Raw genomic sequence first — 18,124 nt, forward strand, 5'->3', positions numbered from 1 at the left:
TCCCGGTAATGTTTACCGCCACTAGTTTTTAAACTAGCGGTAGTGGGGATTTTCGTAAGTAGGCTTGTACTAGCAATTAATTTTATACGGTGTTGTAGCCAGTTTTTATTTCTTTTTTTCTTCTAATATTAGAATCTGATATTTAATTTCCACATTGTCTCCATCTCCATCGAAAATTCTTTTTTGACACCAAGCCAATGGAAATAAAGTTCCTCCATTCCAGTAAAAAGGAAAGGCATTATTTCCAAAATCGGGATGATTTCTTTCAATTCTTCCTTTTCCGTGATTTTTTTCTATTACGTCGATTATGTAAAACCCAAACATATATGCGAGTCCATTTAAACCATCATCGCTTTTCGATATTTTATATTCTTCGTGTAATTCAGAGAGTATCTTTTCCACGTTTTTAATTGATTCGTCCGAAAAGTCAAGTTTAATTTGGTATTCTTTTCCAACTTCAATTGCGTGATGGATAAGTTCTTTTTTGATCTCTAATAATTCAGGACTTGTTGTTTGGGAATTCATATTCAGTGAAAAAAATGTGAAAAATGTAAAGAATAATATTTTTTTCATAGGTGTTTTTCAAATTGGCTACAACGGTCTCGTATATGAAAAGTAGCGTGGAAAATAAGCTGTTACTTTTCGGATTAACACAAGCCGAATTTTTAAATTTTACTATTTATTTTTTTATTGGAAATCGTCAAATTTAAAAATTTGGTGACTTCCTAAAAATGTCCAAAACTTAGTGTAATCAAAGACTTGCGCTATTTTTTATATACATTATTGCCCACAGTTATTTCTCGCTCAATGTTTGTTTGTAAAGAAAATCAGCAACTTTGTAAATAGCATATTTTTTTTCTTTTGATACATCAGCATATAAGTCGCCTTCAGTTAGTTCATTAATCTTATGTCCTAATGCGAGCGAGTTACTCTTTATAATCAATCCGTTAAAATTAATTATCCAAGGTGTATATAGATAGTTCGGTTTATCGTCTGAATTCTCGATAGTTAAAATATCTCCATTTTTAAATTCAATGGTTATTTTTCTCCAATCAGTTGTCGTACTCCAATTTCCATATCCAGTATTAAACACTTCATTAACTATAGAGTCTGGAATTGTCTCAAATCGGTCAGCAACGTTTTTATAAAATTCAAAATCTGTATTTTCCCCTGGGAATGAATAATAATTATCAAATTCAAATCGGTTATATCCGTTTTTCTTAATTTTTTGTTCTTCTTTGTCAATGAAGTTTTTGAAATTTTCTAAATCCTTTTTAGAAATTTCTAAATCGTTTATGCTGAGTTTTTTGAAACGAGAATTGTCAATTTCACTCACTATTTCATTTAGTATTTGTGGATTTATTTCTTTATCCATTTTTGACAAAAATTGCTTTCCTTTTGCGGTTAATTTAAAGTAGCCTTTTTTCAATTGGTACTCTCTAAATTGTTTATCACTATGAAAACAACCTTGACTACCTATTTCGATTGAAAATTTATTAATATTATTTTTCGATAGATTAAATAGTGATTTTGGAAGTTCGTATTCAATTGTTTTTTGTTCGTCAATATCAACAATCATTCTTTGGTCTAAATGATTGTCAGCCACTACAATTTGGTTATTGAAAATAACTGCATTTGAAACATTGATAGGTAATTCCATAAATCGATACCATTCTGTATTTTGTTTATCAAATCTTAAAACAGTATTTCCATCAAAGCCAATTTCTTCATTTTTGAAATTTACCTTTAAATAAGGTTCTCTAATTGGAACTTCATTTGTCATAAGTTTTGAAACAATAAAATCGTTTTGGTTGATTTTATAGATTTCACCGTAAATAAAAGCGAAAAGGCTTTTGTTTTTTGCTTTAACAGCCACTGGTAGACTTTTCAATTGTTTATCGGATTTCCAAATAGAAACGAAACTTGAATCTCTAAAGTCAATTTTTAAATCTGTGTCAATTAAATAAATAGAATCATCAGGTGTAGTTTCAAAGTCAGCAATATTTGGTAATTCTATCCAATTTATGTCATCATTTTTGGTATAGAAAATGTTTCCTTGTTGATTGATAATATAATAGTCTCCAAAAACTCTTATTTTTCTTATATCAGGTCTATGTTCTTTAGAAAGCCTCTTATATTTTTTTTGGTCTAAAGGTGTTGCCAATCTTTCCCAAGTTATACAATTGTCAGTCGTTTTATACAGAACGTTCCAAAAAGAACCAAATAAGCCTGTTTTTTCATCCTTAGCAAAATGAATTGTCGCAAATCTTAATGCGTTTTCATTTCCTGCTTTATCAAAACTTTTCCAAGTTTCCCCTTTATTTTCAGTATAGTAAATAAGTTGAGAATTTCCACTCATCCAAGCTTTTCCATTATCGTTAATGTAAGCAGCATCAATCCAACTACTTTTACCGAATTTTACTTTATCCCAAGTTATTCCTTTATCAGTTGAACGAAAAACAAAGTCTTGTTTTCCTCCTTCTTGTATAAATCCTGAAATCATTAGGGTATTTTCATCGAAAAAGTTTATTCTTTCAAAGGTTTTCCCTGAACTAATATTGTAAGGGTCAAAAGAACCAAAAGGACCTATATGCCAAAGCTCACCAATTTTATCAGTGTAATATGTGTTGCCCGCTTTCGTAGCAATCCAAATCCTCTCTGAAGGTGATACACCTATTTCAGAAACCCCTCCACTAATCGGAAGATTTGCTAAATAGCTATCTTGACTGAAGATTGATAGTGGTAAAATAAATATTATTAATAAAAGTAATTTTCTCATTGTTTCATTCGTTTGCACGAAGCTAATTCAGTCTGTTCTATTTTAAAATTTAGATTTAGTAAACTATGCTTTTCAGTTAGTTAACCATTCAGATAATTGTGTTACCCCGCTCCCGCCAGTTTGCAACTGGTGGTACGAAACAAATAACCATATTATTTATTTTTTTCTTACTCCCACCATTAGTCTTTACCGCCACTAGTTTTTAAACTAGCGGTAGCGGAGGTAATATTTCCTTTCAGAGCAAAACCAATTAGAATTATTACTCCGAAAATTAAAATTCCATATTTAGTTATTTTTTTCATTTTTCCGTCTCTTCTTGACTTCTTTTTTTAACTCACTTTTGCGAACCCATTCTCTTAATTCAGAATTCGGGTCTTCAGCCTGTTCATCCAATTCCTTTTTGGTTAAACCCTTAAAGTTCTTTTTCGTAATATGAATGCTTCTCGACATTTCTTAAATTGTTTACAACAATTATATAAACGCACTTTATGGCGTTTATTTCTCTTACATCTGCCTAAATATAAGAAGTTTATTTAATTTATTGACAGACTAACCTTATAATGCAGAATTATAAGGTTAGTAAGTCTTTTTATTAAGGTTGCGACGTTTTGAAGTTATGAGATTGAAGTGTAAATTTTTTTGTAAAGGTTCTGTTTAAGAGATTCTTCACTACGTTCAGAATGACCCCCGCTCCTGCAGTTTGCAACTGGTAGCGAGAAACAGATAATTATCTTATTTATTTTTTTCTTACTCTTAATATCAACCAATGTTGGTATATAATTAATACAATTAAAAATATAACAGGGGTGGTGCTTTCATTTAACGACAGTTTACAACTGGTCGCATAAAGCAATAACCATTATTCTTACTCTTATCTCCACAAGTTAAAAACTTGCGGTAGCAAACATATTATTCCCTGGTGGGAACAAATTTCTATCAAAAAAATCAATCTTAATTACGGATTTCTGTAATGGCATTTAATAATTGTATAAAACTTCTTTTATTGTGTTTTTTTATTGGTTTTGCCGGTAATCTTTACTGCTACTAGTTTTTAAACTTGCAACTACCATGGGTTAAGCTCAAAATTGAGCAATTATTTTTATACATTGTTTGCATACGTTTTTATTTCAATTCAGTTATTTCAATATTATAAGTTTTTTTATGAAATCCAGTCAAAATTATTTTTCCGTTCAATTTATTCCTAATTATTAATGGAATATCCATTTCCATAAAAAGTATGTCAAATCCATTCTCGTTAATTCGTTCCCATTTAGTTCCAGGGTTTCTTGTTTTGTTAGAACTTTTAATTAATAGAGAGTCATTTATAAAATTCAGAGTGTCATTATATTTTTTTGATTTCACTAAATAGCGTTTTCCTATTAGCTTTGTATTTCTAGATTTGCTTTTTAATGTATCGTTCAGTTTTTTAAATACAGAATTGTTAGAACCATCTACTCCTTTAATAATCAAACTGTCATTATTTAATAATTCAACAACATTTGTATTTTCATTATCGGAATTATAAGTGATTTTCTTCCAATTATAGCTATAAGTTCCTTTTTCAAAGTCTTTTTCGGCACGATAGTCAAATTTGAAGCTCTTAGTGAAGTAATTATCGTTTTTGAAAGTGACGAAGCTTCGAATCGGAAAATTCATTGAAGATTCAACATTTTCTGAATATGAATATGCTCCAATCCAAGTTCCTTCTAATTGTTTGTTAGAATTACAGGATAGAATTAAACCTAAAATTAATATGTAGATAGTTTTTCTCAAATGTATGCCAACGTGTTTGTGTATGATTTCGTTGCTTGCTTCAGCAACTAATTTAGCAAATACATACCGAATAGAAAATCCGCGAGGATTTTCTTAAGTAAGCGAATACTAGCAATGAATTATACACGACTTTGTTAAGGCACAGTTTAATTTTCCATAGCTTTTGCTACAAGTTCGTGAATTTCATTTTCGGTTTTCTGACCAAGATTTTGAATCTCGGTAAATTTTAATTTCATTATATCTCCAAAAGTGTTTACCCCGCCCCCGCTACCACCAGTTTGCGACTGGTGATACGAAACAAATAACCATATTACTTATTTTTTTCTTACTCTTGCTGGGTAATCTTTATCGCCACTAGTTTTTAAAAACTAGCGATAGCTATGATTTTTATATCCTGTTACATATAGTTTAAGTGTTGTTCTTGATTATTTTGTCAACCAGTTCGGTGAATCTTGGATAGAAAGCTTTTGAGACGTAATACAATTCAACGAATTTTTGTCTCTCTGTACTACCTTGATCACCTGGTTGATTTAGTAAGTCCGTGCGGATAGAATCCAAATCTCTAATTGAGAAGTCAGGTGATAATTCTTCTTTATTCTCAGAATATTTTATCTGCCTTGTTTTATAGTATTCAGTTTTAATGAGAATTGTTTTAATCTCGTCTTCAATCGTAAGGTTTGAGTAATACTGCTTGCCTGATTCGTTTATAAAGTGAATTACATTTCCGACTGTTCTAGTCAACCATTCTCCCCACTTAATATCTTCATTTGGAATGTGATCTACTCCAGGTACAATAACTCTATGCAACCCTACATCAGTAAGTATTCGGTCAAAACTGCTAACCTTTACGATAGAATCTGATGCACTTTGAATAGATAAACAATTATTTGAATAACCACTTAATCTGTCCCTCAAAGCTTCAAATTCTGCCTCGTTACGATTGCCTTTTTTTTGAGAAAAATATAACCATTTACACAATCTCGCATAGGACTTTTCTGACGGATTGCCTTTCTTGATGATTCCATTTAGGTCAGTCTTAATCGACTTCATAAGATCAAGCCAAGTCTTTCTAGTATATTTGATTTTGTTTCCATTTATCTTCTCTATAGTCACATCCTCTAATCCAGGTTCGCTATTCCATGTAACGCATGATTGGATCAATTCTGGGTTATCTGGTTTTAACTTCATAAACGATCCAATAGCCTTAAGCCCTCCCAGAGAGAAGCCTAGCAAAGATATTTTTAAATTGTCTAAATCAAATAATGAACTATAGAACCCATTGTTACTAGAATGATTACTGACAATCTGAGATATAAGTAATTCTACCTCTGCGATACTTTTTTTGAAATTGTAGTAGTACATCATTTCTAATTCACCGCTTGCATAGTCAGTAGGAATGTGACACCGATATTTCATTTTTTTTCTGCTCATCTCGAAGTCCGGAACGCGTCTATTGAGATGATACGGTGTTGGCAGCAGTATCGAAGCAATACCTTGATTGGCGAATTGACTTCCAAGGATATCATAGAGATCGAAATGCATAACTTCATTCAGTCCATTGAACATAATTATTAGTTTGTTTACTCTCTCGTTCTTTGATTTACTTGTTATCTTTTTTTTTGGCAGGTAACACCGCAAGTACATGTCCTCTTGAAAGTCTTCCTTCCATGCTCCCTGAATTACTTCTGGTGCAAAACTGGTGTCACTATGATGAAACCGTTTCATAATCCTAATATGGTTACTACTATCATAGTCGGTTAAAATATTCTCACTTTTGAGAAATTCTTGGTGGCCTTTGTCATATCCATTGAAATCCTTTTTAGGACAAGCGAATGAATAACGTTGATCGACTTTTCCTGATGTATAGAAACTTGGTATTCCGTATTCCATGATTTGTTTTATTATGTACAACAATTGTATAAACGCATCTTATGGCGTTTATTTCTCTTATATCTGTCTAAATATAAGAAGTTTATTTAATTTATTGACAGATTTACCTTATAACGTAGAATTATATGGTTAGTAAGTCTTTTTATTAAGGTTGCGACGTTTTGAAGTTATGAGATTGAAGTATGATTTTTTTTGTAAAATCCAAGTTTAAGAGATTCTTCACTACGTTCAGAATGACATCTAATCAATGCTCAACAACCTCTTTCAGACGTTTTTCCCTGCTCCCGCCAGTTTGCAACTGGTGGCGAAAACAGATAATTATCTTATTTATTTTTTTCTTACTCTTATATCCACAAGTTAAAAACTTACGGTAGCTAATATACTATACCCGATCGGGGTTTTATTTAAACATTTAAGCTGTTATTAAATCTATCATTTTAAGTGCAACATTAGATGCAGATGCAGGGTTCTGTCCAGTCACTATATTTCCATCAATTGCAACATATGATTCAAAAGGTTTTGTATGCAAAAATATTGCTCCTTGCTTTATAAGTTCTTCATCGAGCATAAATGGAATTACGTCTCCAAGAGTGTGTTTATCTTCCTCTTCTTCTGCTTTTGTGAAGGAGTTGATTTTTTTCCCCTTTAACAAGTTCCTTCCATCAGTTAGTTTAACATTAAGCAATGCAGCAGGTCCATGACAAACAGCTCCAATAACTTTTCCGTTTTCATACGCTTGTTTAATAATTTTTTTAACCAATGGGTTATCGACCATGTCTGTCATTAATCCTAAGCCTCCTGGAAAGAATATGGCATCATATGCAGTGATATCTATGTGACTTAGTTTGTGACTAAAGTTAAGTCTTTTAAACCCGTTACTTTCCATAAACGCCTTATTAACTTTTTGAGAAGAATCGTAACCTACAAAAGGAGGGGTTCCACCAATAATACTTGCAAAATCTACAGTATAATTTTTATTGATAAATTCATAATAAGGATCTGCTATTTCTGAAAACTCATAACCAGCAGGGTGTTTTCCTGTACCTGTCTTATCAGTACTAGTAACAATAAATAATATGTGTTTCATATTGTATTTGTTTAAGTTTAAAAAAAGAGGAAATAATCATTCTTCCTCTTTTTAACTATTAATTACCCTTTACTAATTGCTTCTCCTAATTCTTGATTAGTCATTGCAACACCATCTAAATTCCATCCTCCATCTACTGCATGAAGAACATTTACATAAATGTTGTCTTTAGGTTGTGTTCCTCCTGATAATTTGTGAATAATTTCCGTTGCATCTGCAAAAAATTGTTTCTGAATATTTCTGTTGGCAAGTGCAAACGACGGAACTTTCCATTCAACCCATGCTCCGGAAAACTCTTTTCCGCCAGAGAAAGTAGAACTTTTAGGTAATACTGTAACAGTAGCAGTTACGTTTGGTGTCATTACAGTGTTTCCTGTTAAATCATGATTTTTTAAGAAAGCATCTGTAATTTGAGAGACTGCTTCTTTTTCTTTTCCTTTAGGTAATACACCTTCTGTTAATGTCAATGTTAATGGCATAATATATGTGCTTTTAAATTGTGAACTTTATTGTTCAACAACAATGCAAATATGATATGATGAGAACGTTTAAAAGTTGTCTTATGACAATGTTTTTGAGAATTTTGAACTACTATTATTACTAATAAGTAAACCTGTAATAATAAATAGCCCTCCTATGGTGTGATATGTATCTATATTTTCATCAAAAAGAATAGCAAATAGAGCTGCCGATAATGGAATAATATTCATATAAATTCCTGCTTTACCTGCCCCTTTAATTTGAACTCCTTTTTGCCATAAAAAATAGGCTAGTGCTGTACCTAAACATCCAATTCCCAATACAGCCATCCAAAAATGATGTGTGTGTGCTGTTACTACTTCCATTCCGCTAATTGGCAATAGGATGAAGAAACCTATTAGGCAGCATGAACTTGTTAATAATGTGAAATTTAAATTCGAAATTGTTGATGTATATTTTTTTACCCAAACATGATGCAATGCAAAAAATACGTTGGCAATTAATATGAGAATATCTCCATAATTAAATTGGATGTTACTTATGTTGGTTATATGCCCTTTTAGGATTAAATAGATTACTCCAAAGAAAGCAATAATGATACCTGCTATTTGAATTTTATTAATAGGAGTTTTTATTATTTTATACGAGAAAAGAATTGTTAATGCGGGATTTAAACTAACAATAAGTGCTGCATTTACTGCTGAGGTATTTAGTAATCCAAGAAAGAAAAATAAATTAAACCCGAAAAGACCAATAAATCCTGTAAGCGAAATACCCTTTAGGTTTTTTTTGATTATTTTAAATGAGGGTAATTTTTTACTCCCTAAAAGGGTCAATATCACAACGCCAAATAAGAAGCGCCAAAACCCTGCCTCAATAAAATTAACTTCTTTTAATATTACTTTTGCTAAATGGAAATTTAATCCTAAAAATACAGTGGCAATAATTAAGTAGAGTATCGCTTTCATAAATAACAGGCTATAATTTTGCTCGTAATTTACTTAGCGTTGAGTTGGTCATGCCTAAGTATGAAGCAACTAATTTACTTGAAATACGAGAAAGTAATTTGGGTTCGTGTTCCATAACCCATTTGAGTTTGTCAATCCCTTCCATGCCTAAAAAACTATAGATTCGCATTTGCGAATGAATAAAAGCGAATTCTATAAATTTATGATAAACATGAGCAAATAGTGGTACAGTATCAACTAATTTAAAAAAGTCTTCTCGATGAATTACAAGTAGTTCTGATGGTTCTAAAGAAACTAAACAATCTCTTGATGGTTTTTGCAAGATAAAACTGGTGTTTGCAGATATGATGCTGTCTTCTAATGCAAAGTACCCTGTAACTTCATTACCTTTATTATCTATTTCATAGAGCCGTAAGCATCCTTTTTTAATAAAATAGAAATGTTTGCATACCTGACCAATATTGCACAACATTTCATTTCGGACTGTTTTGATGGGTTTGAACGCTTTAATTATTAGTTGTAATTCCTTATCGTCTATTTTTCCGTGACTTTTTATATATAGTTCTAATTCTTGATACACTTTGTATTTATTATTTTGTGAATTTATAGAACAAAGGTAAGAAGGGTTAATTTTGAAAATAGTGTCTTATGACCAACTTTTATTTAATTCCTATATATTATTAATTTAACGTATTAATAGTCATTGATTTTCAATTAGTTACATTAAAAACACCCCTAAAGTCCCCTCAAGGGGACAATTTTACCGAGTCAGATTCCTCCCTCGAGGGAGGATTAAGGAGGGTGTTTTTTAATACAAAATATTTTATAAGGCTAACAATCAGAACTTTACAATGAAGTTGAATAATTTAAGTTAAATCGAGTCACGCTAATTTAAGTTCATTATTTGACAGTATAGCTGTTGCTTCAAAGTAGGGTTCAGCGTCTACTATCCTTTCCAATTCTTTTGCTCTATTTATCGGTTTTGAAGTTTTAAAACTTAATGTGAATTCCCAAATTCCAGAGTCTGATTTGTACAAATTATAGGTCTCTCCAGTGATTGCAAATTTTTCAACACCAAATTCTAAATGATTTATTTCTAGGATGTTATTTTTCATTGGGGTTCTAAATTTATAAGCTTTGAAAAGAAGGAGTGATAAATTAAAGCCCTATCAATGCTCAACAACCTCTTTCAGACGTTTTCCAAAATCAAACAATGCTTTAATTTCTTTTATACTTGCCAAGCGTTCTTTTCCAAAGATCAATAACGATTCTCCATTAGATTCTACATGGTAATAAGGGTTACTTTCAAAGAAGTGAACCAGATCATCATCAAAAAAGGCGGTTATGGCTTCTTCGTTATCGCCTAATAAATAAAAGCGGTTGGAAAAATCGGAATGATTTTGAATAGGAATATCTTTAAATCCGGCAAAGGCGTATACTTTTTCTAAAAAACCTTCCCTATCTAAAGTAAATTCTGGTATAGGGCAATCTAATTGAATATGGAGCATGGTAGACCTAACAACCTCTTTGGCTATAAATTCACCTTCAGAAAATTCAATGTCAAATAAATTTATAACATTGTTTTTATACGATAATTGATTATAGATATGGTTGATATTTTTAGTGTTGAAGAATAAAAAATGATTTAAAAAATCAATGCTTTTTTGTTTTTCAGAGTTATAATTTAATTCATAATCTTCAGCCAGATCTTCCATACTGGTTTGACGTCTGGTGAGGTTGTTTTTAATGATGTTTGGTACAGGAAGCAACCGCCTTAAAGCAAAAGGGTGTTTGGAGTCCGTATCGTGCATATCTAAACCTATAACATCAAAATGGCCATCACGTTTTTTAAATAATTCCTGATAATTATGCATGTTTTCCATAACGGTATGATCCACAAAACTACATAGCGAAAAATCAACGATAACATCTTTATCTTCCGGAACAGCGTCTAATTTATCCTTTAACTTATAATAGTTTAAAAAACTACAAAAATGCTTCACACTAACATAATAATTATCCTGACCCTCTTCTTGATACATTAAAACATTGGGTTTCATAACATTTCTAACAAACAAGGAAACGGTTTTATTAATGACAATATGAATTAATAAAGTTGTAATAACCCCAACCACGATACCTGTTATTAGTCCTATTTTTAAGGTTATTATTAGGGTTACAAAAAATATAATAAGTTGCTCTTTACCAATAGAGAATATTTTTTTAATAGCATTTGGAGAGGCTAATTTATAACCGGTATATACCAAAATAGCCATTAAAGCAGGTAAAGGTATTCGGGTTAACTGAGTACTAAATAAAACTATAAAGAGTACTAAAAAAGTGGCGTGAAAAAAGTTAGAGGATCTGTTACTTGCACCATTATTTACGTTAACGGAACTACGAGCAATTACAGTTACTACATTAAGTCCGCCTAAAAAACCACTCCCCATGGTTGCCAAACCAAGAGCTTTAAGGTCTCTATTTACATTAGAGCGTCTTTTTTCCGGATCTAATTTATCTACTGCTTTTATACTCAATAACGATTCTATACTTGCAATTAAGGTTATGGCTAATACACTGGACCAAAACGGAAAACTTCCAACACTGGAAAAATCCGGTAAATGCATATCTGCAATAATGGTTTGAATACTCGGTATGCCAGAGATCATATATTCTTTTGCAATAGGGTTTACCTCATGGACTATAAACTCGAAGTAGTAACTAAAACCTATGGAGAGTATCACAATCCACATGGGAGCTGGTATAAGTTGCAAATACTTATTTCTGATTTTAGCATAAAACATCATGATAGCTAAACTTATTATGCCTGCTAAAGCAGCAAAGATTAACCCTTTATTTTGGTAATGTAAAGCATCGTTAATGGTAAATGGTATTTCATACAGATAATCTAAAGTCGCTTCGCGTTTAATTTTATGGGCGAACATAATATGAAACTGCTTGCCTAAAATAATTAGTCCAATAGCTGCTAACATGCCTTGAATAGCAGAGGAAGGAAAAAAATCGGCTAATTTCCCCATTCTAAAAAAACCAAGTAAGAGTAATAAGAGGCCGGAGCATATAATAGCTGCATAGGCACTTTCTATACCTAATGTGGTTATGGCTACCAGAAGTACACCAACCAGACCATTACCGGGTCCGGCAATAGTAACATGGCTTCCACCAAAAATAGAAACGACAATACCGCCCACTACCGCTGCTATAATACCAGCAATAGGAGGAGCTTCACTTGCCATGGCTAAACCTAACCCAAGAGGTAATGCTATAAGGCTAACTACAAAACCAGAAAATATATTTTTTGGTAATGCGCTAAGAAAATCTTTTATTTTATTTTTTCTCGGACTCATTGAAGGATTAAAACATCGGTTGGTAATTCTGTTAGGATATGTTCTATATCATGCGGAAATAAACGATCCCAAAAAGTCATTTTGCTAGGGGCGTTCATAACCAATAAATCGGCTCTGGAAATTTGAGCATAATGCCCGATAGAATACCCTTGTTTACCAAAAATGGGCTGTAGCTTTGTAACAATGTTTTTAGTATATTTTTCAGGAATATGCCCTATAATGTCTTTAATTCTTGAGTTTTCCCTAAGCCTTATTCGTTCTTTAATAATGTTGGCTTTACGTAAGGATTTATCATCATCAACCTTTACAGAAACCTGCTCTTGTTTAATTTCTTCAACAATAGTGATTTTATCAGCTTCAAGTTGTTTGGCAACATAAAATGCTGCTTTAATGGTCTGCTCTGTTTTAGGGTCTTTTAAGCCATTTACAACAATGTGTTCGCATGCAATACGTTCCACAGAAGGCTTAATTAATAATAATACAGAGCATTTTGCCTTTCGGGTAATCTTTCGGGCTATAGACCCTACATAATATTTTAAAAAGCGTTCACGTTGTACAGCTCCAAGAATTAAAAGGTCTATGTTTTTTTCTTCGGTAGTTGATAGAATAACATCTACTGGGTTTCCAGATTTGTATACAACTTCGTAATCCAGATTATCCTTTTCAAAAGGCTTCAAGAAAATTTTAAGCATTTTAACCTTGTCATCAGAGACTTCACCAACATGAATCAGGAACAATTTTGATTTAAAAAAAAGCGAAAGTCTAGCTGCCTCATGGAGGTTTGCTTTTAAATTAGGCGAAAATGCGGCACCAATACCAATACTTTTAAATGGTTGTAAGGACACTTGAGTTATTTAGATTACAAGAGTAGAAAGATAGTATTTTTTTTAAAAAAAGCGAGAAAGAGTTCAACATTAAACAGACATAATTAAAAGAATCATTAAATTTTGTGTTAATGCTTACGACAAACGGAAACAAATAAAATATAATCATATGAAATCATCTGTTTTACTTAAATTAGTGTCTTAATATATTTTAAAAGGATGTTAGAATTAGCAGGAATCATTATTTTAGGAATATTGGCGCAATGGGTTGCTTGGAAATTTAAAATACCGGCCATCTTACCATTAATTCTTATAGGGTTATTGGTTGGCCCTATTGCAGCAGCGTTTTTAAGCGATGATGGGTCTAAATGGATTGAACCTATTTGGAATGGTAAACAGGGACTTTTTCCGGGTGAGGGTTTGTTCTATTTTGTATCCCTAGCCATTAGCATCATTCTTTTTGAGGGCGGATTAACCTTAAAACGTTCTGAAATAAAAAATGTAGGTCCGGTTATTACTAAACTGATAACCTTAGGTTCGGCTGTTACTTTCTTAGGAGCCGGGATATTAGCTCATTTTATTTTTGAATTAAGTTGGGAACTATCGTTTTTGTTCTCTGGACTTATAATTGTTACCGGACCAACAGTAATTACACCTATTTTAAGAAACATTCCTCTTAAAAAAGACATCTCGACCGTATTGAAATGGGAAGGTATTTTAATTGACCCTATTGGTGCTTTGGTTGCTGTATTGGTATTCGAATTTATTAGTGTTGAAGGTGATAGTGGTTTTACTAAAACGGCTTTGATTGAATTTGGAAAAATTATTCTTTTCGGTACTACTTTTGGTTTTACGTTTGCTCATGCACTAGCTTTTGCTATTAATAAAAAGCTAATTCCGCATTATCTGCTAAATGTTGTGTCGCTTTCCACTGTACTTTTGGTTTTTGTTGAATCGGAAATTTTTGCACATGAATCGGGCTTATTAGCTGTTGTAGTGATGGGGATGGTTTTAGGTAATGGAAAATTAGAAAACATAAAAGAACTGCTTTATTTTAAAGAGTCTTTGAGTGTTTTATTGATTTCAATTCTTTTTATTTTATTGGCAGCAAACATTAATATTGAAGATTTAATGTTGCTTTATAGTTGGAAGACAGTTTTACTTTTTGGAGCGGTCGTTTTTATTATAAGGCCCTTGGCCGTGTTTTTAAGTACGTCTAAGTCTAAATTAAAAACGAATGAAAAGATATTTATTAGTTGGGTAGGACCGCGAGGAATTGTTGCTGCTGGTATCGCATCTCTTTTTGGAAGTAAACTTATGAAGCAGGGTGTTGAAGGTGCAGAGTATATCACGCCTTTAGTGTTTATGATCGTTCTTGGTACAGTTTTGCTTAATGCCACAACTGCAAGGGTGTTTGCTAAAGCGGTTGGTGTTTTTCTAAAAAAATCTGAAGGGATTTTAATATTAGGAGCATCACAAGTTTCTAGATTAATAGGGCAATATTTAATGGATAACCAACGCCATGTTGTTTTGATTGATAGCAACCAAACTAATATTCAAATGGCTCAGGAATTAGGATTGGAGGCTATAAATACAGATATATATTCTGAAAGTTTAGGCGATAATATAGAGCTTAACGATGTTGGATTTTTAATGGCTTTAACAGGTAGTGCAGATATTAATAGGTATGCTATCGATAAATTAGGAGAACAATTTGGAGAGAATGGGTCGTTTAGATTGATAACAGTTGATGAAATGAATGATCCTAACAATAACCCAAAAGAAGGTTTGTTTTCCCATACAGACGACTTTAATACCCTTACGGAAGTAGCTCGTAAGTATCCTAAGATCCATGAAGTTAAGATTCATGATAGAGAACATTATGAAGGTTTAATTGAAGCAATAAATAAAGAGCATGATACAATACCTTTATTTGTTAAAGATAAAAAGGGGGTTTTGGAAATTATATCTTCTTATAATAAAGCTATTAATAATGTTGAAAAAGGGTATCTGTTAGTGTACCTAGGAAAGGCTTTAGAGACTAAGGACGTATCTTCTGTTTAAACCTTTATGCGCAGTTATTTTTATTGGTCTTAAAAAAGTAGTTACAACTTTTTTGACACGAATTCGCATGAATTCAGTTTTATAATATTTATATTTTCGTATCCCTATAGGAAATTAGACCATTTCTCATTTGAAATAACCGTAATAAAACACCCTTTTTCACCTTCTACTTCAATATAAAAATAAAGCATAGCCTAAGTTATGGTTTATTTTTATATTTTGTATAAAGCAAAAAATCATTATTTTATTTTACAGTAATTCCAAACAAGAAATGGTATTAAAAATAAAGCAAAAAAGCTCCTGAATACAAGAAAACAGGAGCTTTTTAGTGATTTGTATTACGTTTTTAAGCCATAATATGCAGCTCAGTAAATTCTTTATTAAGAACTAATGTATTGTCACCATTAAGCTTAATATCTTTAAAAAGAATTTCTTCGTTATCAACCTGAACTTTAGATATTTTAAATGGCAAACCATGTAAGCTTAATTTAAACGTTTTGTATGTTGTTATAAACTTACCAGACTTATGTTGCTGAATAATCAACTCGTTTTTCTTACCAAGTAATTTAAAGTCTCTTAAGCTATATCGTCCTTTAATGTAATCATAACCATCAGTAGCATCTTCATAAACCAATGAGCTTTCTTTGCCTAACTTGTAATATACATCAAGTAACAATTCATCAATAACTTTTTCACCTACATATTGCTGAATAGGATATTTAGGAACAATAGCACCTTCTTTCACAAATATTGGCATACTATCCAGATCTGCATCTACCCATAATTCCTGACCTCCGCTTACGACTTCATCCGTCCAGAAATTGTACCATTTGCCTCTAGGAATATACATGCGTCTCCCCTTTTGATTAGGGCCAGTTATAGGACAGGCTAATATTTTCTCTCCAAAGATAAACTCATCATTTCTGTAATGAGTTTGAGAATCTTCCTGGTCGTATAATACTAGGGATTTCAAAATTGGAATACCTTCCTCGGCATATCTCCAAAAGGCAGTATATAAATAAGGCAGTAATTGATATCTTAATTCAATAAACTTTCTTACCACATTAGTTATAGTGTCTCCAAAAGCCCAAGGTTCTTGATCTCCATGGTCTCCAGAAGAGTGTGTTCTACAAAAAGGGTGGAAAATACCTAATTGAATCCAGCGTGCATATAACTCACCATTAGGTTGTTCTGCAAATCCACCAATATCCGATCCTATAAACGAAAAGCCAGACAAACACATACGTTGTGCTTGTAGGTTGGCAATGTTTAAATGATCCCATGTGGCTACATTATCTCCAGTCCAACTAGATGTATAGCGTTGCGTACCGGAATAAGCAGCTCTTGTAATTACAAAAGGTCTTTTAGGATACGAGAATTTCTTTAAACCTTGATAAGTAGCTCGTGCCATCTGCATACCGTAAACGTTATGTGCTTTTCTATGGCTACAAGGATTTCCCTCATAATCATGTCTTACATCACTAGGGAAGGTTTTTCCGGGAACATCCATGACAGCGGGTTCGTTCATGTCATTCCAAACACCTTTAACCCCTATATCTTCAACGAGTTCCTTAAACAAATTAGACCACCATTCTCTAACTTCTGGTTTTGTGAAATCTGGGAAATAACATTCTCCAGGCCATACTTTACCTTTCATGTAAGGCCCATCTGCCCGCTTACAGAAATAATCTTTTTCAAGCCCTTCTTGAAACACCGAATAATCCATATCTATTTTAATACCCGGATCTATAATAACAATGGTTTTAAAACCGTCATCTGCCAATTCCTTAACCATTCTTTTGGGGTCTGGGAAATGGTCTTTACTCCATGTAAAACACCTAAAGCCTTCCATATAATCTATGTCTAAATAGATAGCATCGCATGGAATTTGTAACTCTCTAAACTTAGCGGTAATCTCTTTTACATTCGATTCGGGGTAATAGCTCCATTTACATTGGTGATAACCCAAAGTCCAAAGTGCCGGCAATTCGTGGGGTTTACCTGTTAAATCGGTATAGTTTACAACAACATCAGACATTTCCGGACCATAAATGAAATAGTAATTCATTTCACCTCCTTGCGCCCAAAAACTTGTTATGTTACGACGTTCTTGACAAAAATCAAAAAACGAGCGAAAGGTATTATCAAAAAATATCCCATAGGATTTTTTGTCATGCAAACCTGTATAAAATGGAATTGCTTTATAAATAGGATCGGTATCTCTACCATAGGCATAAGAATCTGTTACCCAATTTTCAAAACGTTTCCCTTTAAGGTTATTATCTACAGGCTTGTCTCCCAATCCATAGTAACTTTCACCAGGTTGAGAAATTTTAGACATTTTAACAATATTGCCACCGTGTTCATAACTCTCTTCCCAGTGGAATCCAAGTTCATCTTCACAAATCAAGGTATTGTCAATAGCATCAAAAATTGAAGTCCGTAGATCTAGTTTTGAAATATGACAAATAAGTTTTGATGTTGTTATAATGTAATTATCTTCATTCTCAGTGACTTCAAGGTGATTGTATCCCCTACTTGCATATTTGGTTATTGCATAAGAGAAATCATTTTCAAAAATACCTGTTGTAGTAAATCGGAAGCGTAGAACGCTATCACGACGTACAGTAACTTCTAATATTACACCGTTATCCGTGGTAAATGAGAGCACGTTTAGGTTCTTTTCGTATGAAATTATTTTGGAAGGAAACAGGTTTCCTTTATACTCTAATTCTGTATTTAAAATCATAGGGATTTGCGCAATTTATTAGTTGCCAAAATTACTAAATTAAATAAGTATTAGGGGTCAGTATTTATTAAAAAAACATTATAATTATTTGATAAAACGCAAATAATCAGTGAGATAATTACGTAAATCTCAAATAACAACGTAT

At 32.3% G+C, this 18,124-nt stretch carries 13 protein-coding genes; 1 reads left to right on the top strand and 12 read right to left on the bottom strand.

The features are described 5' to 3' along the window. Positions 1-105: 105 nt before the first annotated feature. The 11 genes from Q4Q34_RS07540 to Q4Q34_RS07590 form a co-directional block, all read right to left on the bottom strand. Entirely contained in the window at positions 106-525 is a 420-nt protein-coding gene (locus Q4Q34_RS07540; RefSeq protein WP_303316649.1) for a hypothetical protein, read from the bottom strand. A 268-nt stretch (positions 526-793) separates the two neighbouring features. Beyond that, positions 794-2,779 (bottom strand): WD40/YVTN/BNR-like repeat-containing protein, encoded by a 1,986-nt coding sequence (locus Q4Q34_RS07545; protein ID WP_303316650.1) that lies wholly within the window; start codon positions 2,777-2,779, stop codon positions 794-796. Between the two features lie 1,122 nt (positions 2,780-3,901). Next, positions 3,902-4,552 carry a hypothetical protein gene (locus tag Q4Q34_RS07550; protein WP_303316651.1) on the bottom strand — a complete coding sequence of 217 codons (651 nt, stop codon included), beginning with the start codon at positions 4,550-4,552 and terminating at the stop codon, positions 3,902-3,904. 408 nt (positions 4,553-4,960) lie between these two features. Beyond that, entirely contained in the window at positions 4,961-6,442 is a 1,482-nt protein-coding gene (locus tag Q4Q34_RS07555) for a hypothetical protein (protein WP_303316652.1), read from the bottom strand. Positions 6,443-6,854: 412 nt separating this feature from the next. After that, positions 6,855-7,529, bottom strand: a complete 675-nt coding sequence (locus tag Q4Q34_RS07560; protein WP_303316653.1) for a type 1 glutamine amidotransferase domain-containing protein — start codon at positions 7,527-7,529, stop codon at positions 6,855-6,857. A 62-nt stretch (positions 7,530-7,591) separates the two neighbouring features. After that, a complete protein-coding gene (locus Q4Q34_RS07565) occupies positions 7,592-8,008 on the bottom strand; it encodes a hypothetical protein (protein ID WP_303316654.1) in 417 nt (138 codons plus the stop codon). A gap of 81 nt (positions 8,009-8,089) precedes the next feature. Beyond that, positions 8,090-8,977, bottom strand: coding sequence for a DMT family transporter (locus Q4Q34_RS07570; protein ID WP_303316655.1), 888 nt, complete (start codon positions 8,975-8,977; stop codon positions 8,090-8,092). 10 nt (positions 8,978-8,987) lie between these two features. Further along, positions 8,988-9,449: a Crp/Fnr family transcriptional regulator gene (locus Q4Q34_RS07575; protein ID WP_303316656.1), complete on the bottom strand. Its 462-nt coding sequence runs from the start codon at positions 9,447-9,449 to the stop codon at positions 8,988-8,990. A gap of 409 nt (positions 9,450-9,858) precedes the next feature. Next, on the bottom strand, positions 9,859-10,092 hold the full coding sequence (locus Q4Q34_RS07580; RefSeq protein WP_303316657.1) for a hypothetical protein: 234 nt from the start codon (positions 10,090-10,092) through the stop codon (positions 9,859-9,861). A gap of 54 nt (positions 10,093-10,146) precedes the next feature. After that, complete coding sequence (locus Q4Q34_RS07585; RefSeq protein WP_303316658.1) at positions 10,147-12,342, bottom strand: SulP family inorganic anion transporter; 2,196 nt, start codon at positions 12,340-12,342, stop codon at positions 10,147-10,149. Further along, positions 12,339-13,187 carry a universal stress protein gene (locus tag Q4Q34_RS07590; RefSeq protein WP_303316659.1) on the bottom strand — a complete coding sequence of 283 codons (849 nt, stop codon included), beginning with the start codon at positions 13,185-13,187 and terminating at the stop codon, positions 12,339-12,341. Before Q4Q34_RS07590 ends, Q4Q34_RS07585 begins: the two co-directional genes overlap by 4 nt. Before the next feature lie 198 nt (positions 13,188-13,385). Between Q4Q34_RS07590 and Q4Q34_RS07595 the strand changes: the two genes are divergently transcribed. Beyond that, positions 13,386-15,230, top strand: coding sequence for a cation:proton antiporter (locus Q4Q34_RS07595; RefSeq protein ID WP_303316660.1), 1,845 nt, complete (start codon positions 13,386-13,388; stop codon positions 15,228-15,230). A gap of 346 nt (positions 15,231-15,576) precedes the next feature. On the opposite strand, the gene Q4Q34_RS07600 is transcribed toward Q4Q34_RS07595, so the two are convergent. Next, positions 15,577-17,979 (bottom strand): glycoside hydrolase family 31 protein, encoded by a 2,403-nt coding sequence (locus Q4Q34_RS07600; RefSeq protein ID WP_303316661.1) that lies wholly within the window; start codon positions 17,977-17,979, stop codon positions 15,577-15,579. Positions 17,980-18,124 lie beyond the last annotated feature (145 nt).

Source organism: Flavivirga abyssicola, from assembly GCF_030540775.2.
Lineage (GTDB): Bacteria > Bacteroidota > Bacteroidia > Flavobacteriales > Flavobacteriaceae > Flavivirga > Flavivirga abyssicola.